We start from the raw sequence: 6,512 nt of genomic DNA on the forward strand, positions 1-6,512 counted from the left end.
AATTCTCCTTAACCTTCTGATCTAATTTCATCCAATATTTCTTTTGCCACTTGCCCTCTAAGTTTTATAAGCTTATTATACTCATCCCAATTCTGGTCATCTTCTAAAGCCCTACAAGCTTCAATTGCTAGATCAATAGCTTTTTTAAACCTAGAATTTATAATCTTAAATGCACGTTTATTTTCATTACTTTTTGCAATCTCATCTTTTATTGAAAAAATAAAATGCAAAATTGAACTTGTAAGTGACATTCCCTCATATGCAAGCTTAACTTTAGATTCTCCTAAAAACCCATTAAATTTTTGTAGTAAAAAATCTTTTGCTGTTAAGGCATCAAAAAGTTTATTTACATTCTTTACTGTACTCAAAATAATATCCTCCACATAATTTTTATCTAAATCATAAATTTTTAATTATTCTTATTTAATTATTCTTAAATTGATCACCATAAAGTGATAATCTTTGCCTCATACCCCTAACAAGAGACGGATCCACAATCTTAAATACCCTTAAAGACTCAAGCTTGCCATTACGCACAGCCTTAGCACTACCAAGTGAATCCCAAATAATAGAATTTAAATCATTATCAATGATTACAAAATGGTATAAATCATTATTACTATCTTTGTATTTCCCAACTAAAATATCACAATCATTAGGTTTATAGTCAGCAGGAGAGTAATGAACATCAAGATAGTGAATATCTCTATCAACTCCAAGCTGCTTAAAAATTAAATTTGGACTCAGTATGTACGCATTGGCATCTTTTATACAACCAGCATTTGCAAGGCTTTTAAAAAGCAAATTGACTTCAAACTTATCAAAACATTTCTCAATGCTGTCTTTAATTTCTTTTACAACAAATGCAATAAACAAAATACATAGAAAATAACATCCAAATTTGCAAATAGCAGTGTTTTGTTCATTAAAGTTATATTGAAAGGGTACTACTAACTTGTGTTTTTCTATTTCCTTTATTTTTCTTATAACACGATAAGATGAGTCTTCTAATGACACAGAACTTTCAAGCAATTCTGATTTATATTTTTTAATAAAATAATCTTTAAGCATTTTATATGCAAAATCATAAAGGAGCATAAAAAATTTACTTATCATAATTTATGTCCTCAACGCTTCTTAATGCATCAAAACATTTTTTTAATTCTTGCTTAAATGCACGTTTGATTTTAAATTGCTCTTTAAATAAAAGTGCTTCTAATTCCCCTATCATTTCTTTAATATGTGAATCTAACTTTTCAATATCTTTTTTAAGGCTTTCTTTTAAGAAACTCTTTAATGATTCAAATTCACTCTTAAGTCGTCCTTCAGCTTCAACACGTAATTCACCCATCATCTCTTTTTTAAATTCAACTAAAAAACCCTTAAATGCGTAAGTTCCAATCCAAGAAACACACACAAATAATGCAGTTGAAATACTTCCAATAATATTAATATGCTTTTTAATTCCATTAGACAATTAAATACTCTCCTTTATTTAATAGGCCTTTAAGACTTGAATGATAAGCAAGAATACTTCACCTTTCCTCACCTTTAATAAAGCTAACAAAAGCAAAGTAACTTACTTCATATACTATGAGAAAATCTAAATATGAAATTATGAATTGAAAAGTTACAATTTCAAAATCCCTAAATAAACTATATAAAAAAAATATTATAAAATCAAATAATATTACATATATAATATAATATTTCAATGAATTTAAAATTCAAATTAGCCTATATAAAGGCTATATTATGCTTTTATATAGGCTAATTAAAAATTATTAAAGTATATAAAATTCATTTTTTATAAAAAATAAAAATTTTGCTAGTGTTATTATATAATTTGATTAACTTTTAAATAACAATTATAATATGAGCATAAAAATAAAATGAGGAAACCTAAAATATGAAAATAATAAATAAGATCAAACTTTATAAGGTCAAAGAGGCAACAGAAATATTAGAGGAAAAATATCAACACAAAATAACAAAACAAAACCTCTGTACAAAAGTAGCAAAATTAAACGCATATGTTACATACAATGGAATTAGATATATCCCAGAAGAAGTATTTCCTAATTTAACCATAAATTTAAAATTCAAAGAAACAAAAATGGCTACCGAAATAATTATTGATAAAAAAATGCAAAGAATAAAATCAATTATACGTGCATATGAAGAACAATATCCAGTACCACCAATTAAACCGATCACAGAGGTAAAAAGCCAAAATACAAACACACAAGCAATTATATACGCAGTTATACAATTACAAAAAGAAGTTGCTATGCTCAAGCAAAAAGTACAAGAAAGGGAAAAAGACATTTAGTAGCAAACCAAACATATAAAAAACACCATACAAAACCTAAAAATACTTTTTAACGTTTACAAACTAATATTGAAATTGTTTATTTTAATAAAATGTCATATAACATATTGAAAATAAATTTATATTATTTTAAAATAGTATCATTGATGACAAATATTAAAATCTTTTATTATATATATTGGTTAGCTAAAGTCGTTTCCAAGGTGTTTGGGGGGATAAGAGGATGGTACATAAAAAAAATCACCTCGACTTTAAGTCTAGTCAAGAGTGAATTATTTATATATAATAAAATATATAAATTTCCAAAGCTTCACAAATGATGTGAAAATCTAAACTTTGGAATCAAAATAAAACCGTATGAATAGTTTAACAAAAGAAACAAAAAAATTCAATTCAAATGATACCAAAGACCAAATAAAGTCAATACTAGAATCTCTTGTAGCATTAAATAAAGATAAAACATCTGCTGATATTAAATTTATTCGTGTATCTCAAGTTAGATATCAAATCAACAGAATGTTAAGACGCAAGCTGCGCTTGTATAAAATCTACTGGATAATAGATATAAAGAATGCAAAATATAGGAAGTCGTGTGGAGTAGAAGAATACTCAGCACGTGATATATACAACATAGTAATCAAGCTGCTGAAAAATGATGGACAAAAGACAGTATGTAAAAGAACAATTGAAAGAGATATAAAGTTATTAAATGAAATGGGTCTTTTAGAATCTAAAATCATAAGATTTGGTGAAAATAAGGGCAGCATGTCTTTTTATAAACAAAATATGCAGTTAGCACATTTACATAAAGACATAATCTTTAAATACCTTTTACATTTACTAAAAGAGAATTTAAGTGATAAAAAAATTGTTGGTAATTTTGATGACTCATTAGAAGAAAGCAATTTTAATTATACCAACCTTAAAAAATTTGGAATCCTGTCTGAAATAGATGACCCAAATAAAAGTGTAATGTCGCATCGTGTCGACCCTCATGCTTTTAATAATAAAGCTAATATAAGCAATAATAAGAATTCTAAAGAATTGCTTCTTAAGAATACTGATTCGAATAAACTAAGAAAAGAAGAGTGTAGATTTAAAAGGAATGATGTAGAGACAAGGTTAATTTGTGAACATAAAATCAGTAAAAATTATCTAAACCAAATAAAAGAATACAGTAACAACGATGCAACATACATCAATGCCCTAATCAATCTAGAGACTGCAATAAATGAGTACCAAGGTGAATATTACATCGAAGATATTTTAGAACATTTCTTAAAGCAGTTTGGTAATAGGTACAAGTATAAGATTTGGATGATGATGAGGCGGAGTGATGGAGTTATTAGCGATTATGATCTTATTTGGGAAGGTAGGTTTAGGGATTGGTATCCCAATAAGTACAAGAGTAATTGTGCGGTTAAAGAGACTTATGGAGATAATTTACGAATAGGAATTAAAAAAGCATCTGTTATTAAGGAGAAAAAGGCTAATGAGCAGTTAAATGTAGAAGAATTAAAAGAAAAAGAGATAGAAAAAGAAAAAGAAAGAGAAGAGGAAAGAAAACGCGAAGCTGATAGGCTTCAAAAATATTTAACTGGGTTATTTGAAAGAGAAGCAAAAGAAAGAGAAGAGCGACTTAGGAAGGCAAGAGAAGAAGAATTGAATTTAAAAAAGAAAGCTAGAGAAAGCATGCTTGCTACTTTGGAAAAGAGTAGGGAAAGGTGTGTTGGGTTGGATATATCAAATAATGGTATGGATAAGATGATAGATGCTAGTTCAAATGATGATTCTATGGTTAAATTTGCAATTAGGGATGAGTTTGGTGGCTTTAAAACTACTAAGGGGCTAAGTATGGTGAATTTGGGAATAATGATTGAGAATGAATCCCAAAATGAAAATTTAAAAGAAAAGGAGAGTAAATGAGATTTAATTTGAAATATTTAGCAAGAAGATTATATATAAAAAGGCATAGATTTTGGAATACTTACATGAGCCGTGAAGTACAATCTAAAAGGAGTGATAAAAAAATAATTAACTTTCCAATACTTAGTTCTCAAGATATTGACTATGAGTATGTATATGCATATCTTAAGGATTGGGTATCAAAGAAATATAGAGCTGGTCATGGAATTATAATTAATAGAGTTGGTGATAATTATGAATGTGAAACAATCCAAGGTGCTTTGATGAGTAATATTTTGGATATGATTTTTGAGGATTATAAGGAATTATTGCTTGATAGTTTGGAAAGGGAGTCTGTTGATAGTAAGGGTAAGGTTGGTGGCATTGAACCTGTTGATGTGTTAGAGGGTAAAAGGGAAGTACCTTTTGAAAGGTTACAAGGCAAGCAAAGTAAAGGATTTAAGAAGGGTAAGATAACAATTGCATAGAGTTGATATTATGATTTAAGTGAATTACTTACTTAAAAAAGAGTAAATAATTCCAATTAAAGTTAAAAAAATACCTGTACATAGGGTAATAATGGTTCCAAACATCCAATTATGTAATTTTAATGTACTTTCAAGTTTAATTTTGTTTTCGTCAATTTTATTGTCAAGGTCTTTAATATCAGATTTTAGTTCATTTCTAACGTTATCAATTTTATTATCAAGGTCTTTAATATCAGATTTTAGTTCATTTCTAACGTTATCAATTTTATTATCAAGGTCTTTAATATCAGATTTTAGTTCATTTCTAACGTTATCAATTTTATTATCAAGGTCTTTAATATCAGATTTTAGTTCATTTCTAACGTTATCAATTTTGTTATTTAAGTTATTCTCAACAATATTAATTTTGTTATCGAGCTCATTAAATTTGTTATCAATTTTATTGTCAAGGTCTTTAATATCAGCTTTTAATTCCATTTTAATCAGTTCAAGATCTTTAAAAGTAAGCTCGTTGTGATAATATCTGTAAGACAGATCGTCAGCAATGTCTCTGTTAATACCTGCTTTAATAAGTTCATTTAAGACCATTTGTCTTGTAATTCCTATTGTTTGGGGAAGTCCCATGATAATCTCCTTAATATATATTATACAGTATTTTAAGGGATGATAGAATGAGTTTTGAAGTGTTTGCTAGGAAACTAGCTAGGAAAGATGTCTTTTTAAGGTTTAGGCTACGAATATATGAGAGAAGATTTGTTTTTGGATTTTATTAGTATATTTATAAGGTATATTAAGTTTTTTGAGATTTGAGTTTATATAGGTTTTTAGAGTACGAATATTTTTATTGTGTTTGTAGTCAAGAATAAAAGATTCAATTAGATTAGCAATAGTTGAGTGTAGTTTATTATTACTGTTTTTATAGAATAGTAAGTTAGGATTATGTATGCGAAGAGAATTGAAAGAATGAATAAAGATTAAGTTTTTATGGGTATTTAAAGGTGTTGGTTTGTTTACAAGCTTGATATTCTGATATTTGGTTTTTTGTGAAATTGAGTTGTGATAAAGATAAGTAGACTCTGGCTTGTGTAGTGAATGAAGGATTGCAAAGTAAATAGATTCTAGATGTTTAGTAGTAATGTTTGATATGAACATTTTTTTAAGGATTCGATTAATTTTTGCAGTCAAAGTAGTAGAATTGAGTTTTTTTAGAGAATTAATAGCATTGATAATTAGTCTAGAATTGACCAGTGTGTATTTTCTAATTTGTAAGTTAGAAGATAGAGTATAAGAGATAATGTTATCTGTTGTGAAATTAGAGATAGTAAAATTTTTGTTGTTGAGTTTAGATAAAGGAATTCCTGACGCGAGAATGATACCTATAGTTTTAAGTTCTGTACTATTTGATATTAAGAAGTGATTTTTAACAAAAGAAATGATTTCTTTAGGATTTATTTCAAGTGAGTCAGTACTAGATGTTTTGATTTTTTTTAAAATTTTTTTAGACTTGATTTTTGAGAAAATATTTTTTATATTTAGCATTATATATATAATATATCTGTTTATAAAAAAAATATCAACTTTGGTATATTTTAAGTGCAACTATTGTATATTTTTGAGGCAACTTTGTTCATTTTAGGTGCAACTCGTAAAAATAAAAAATGTTAAGAGACAACTTTGTTTATTTTCATGGCAACTATGTATAGAATTGAGGTAACTATGTATTTATTTGAGGAAACTTTGTTCATTATTATTAGCCAAATACTTATGTACTAAAAACAAATTATATA

General features: G+C 27.0%; 8 protein-coding genes. 3 read left to right on the forward strand and 5 right to left on the reverse strand.

Features of this window, described 5'->3' with window-relative positions; all coding sequences use genetic code 11:
• Positions 1-8 precede the first annotated feature (8 nt).
• The 3 genes from bcCo53_RS06965 to bcCo53_RS06975 are packed head-to-tail and all read right to left on the reverse strand — an operon-like array spanning position 9 to position 1,477.
• Positions 9-368, reverse strand: a complete 360-nt coding sequence (locus bcCo53_RS06965; protein WP_025408929.1) for a hypothetical protein — start codon at positions 366-368, stop codon at positions 9-11.
• Positions 369-423: 55 nt separating this feature from the next.
• Positions 424-1,116 carry a DUF261 family protein gene (locus bcCo53_RS06970; RefSeq protein WP_025408928.1) on the reverse strand — a complete coding sequence of 231 codons (693 nt, stop codon included), beginning with the start codon at positions 1,114-1,116 and terminating at the stop codon, positions 424-426.
• Entirely contained in the window at positions 1,106-1,477 is a 372-nt protein-coding gene (locus bcCo53_RS06975) for a CCDC90 family protein (RefSeq protein WP_025408573.1), read from the reverse strand. Before bcCo53_RS06975 ends, bcCo53_RS06970 begins: the two co-directional genes overlap by 11 nt.
• 432 nt (positions 1,478-1,909) lie before the next feature.
• Between bcCo53_RS06975 and bcCo53_RS06980 the strand changes: the two genes are divergently transcribed.
• The 3 genes from bcCo53_RS06980 (at position 1,910) to bcCo53_RS06990 (ending at position 4,725) form a co-directional block, all read left to right on the forward strand.
• Positions 1,910-2,332, forward strand: coding sequence for a hypothetical protein (locus bcCo53_RS06980; protein WP_025408927.1), 423 nt, complete (start codon positions 1,910-1,912; stop codon positions 2,330-2,332).
• 357 nt (positions 2,333-2,689) lie between these two features.
• A complete protein-coding gene (locus bcCo53_RS06985; protein ID WP_025408926.1) occupies positions 2,690-4,258 on the forward strand; it encodes a plasmid maintenance protein in 1,569 nt (522 codons plus the stop codon).
• A gap of 65 nt (positions 4,259-4,323) precedes the next feature.
• A complete protein-coding gene (locus bcCo53_RS06990) occupies positions 4,324-4,725 on the forward strand; it encodes a hypothetical protein (RefSeq protein ID WP_246938455.1) in 402 nt (133 codons plus the stop codon).
• A gap of 24 nt (positions 4,726-4,749) precedes the next feature.
• Here the strand turns inward: bcCo53_RS06990 and bdr are convergent, their stop codons facing one another.
• Together bdr and bcCo53_RS07000 are read right to left on the reverse strand one after the other, a co-directional pair.
• Entirely contained in the window at positions 4,750-5,349 is a 600-nt protein-coding gene (gene bdr / locus bcCo53_RS06995) for a Bdr family repetitive protein (protein ID WP_246938456.1), read from the reverse strand.
• A 102-nt stretch (positions 5,350-5,451) separates the two neighbouring features.
• On the reverse strand, positions 5,452-6,264 hold the full coding sequence (locus bcCo53_RS07000; protein ID WP_025409106.1) for a hypothetical protein: 813 nt from the start codon (positions 6,262-6,264) through the stop codon (positions 5,452-5,454).
• Positions 6,265-6,512 lie beyond the last annotated feature (248 nt).

This window comes from Borrelia coriaceae, from assembly GCF_023035295.1.
Lineage (GTDB): Bacteria > Spirochaetota > Spirochaetia > Borreliales > Borreliaceae > Borrelia > Borrelia coriaceae.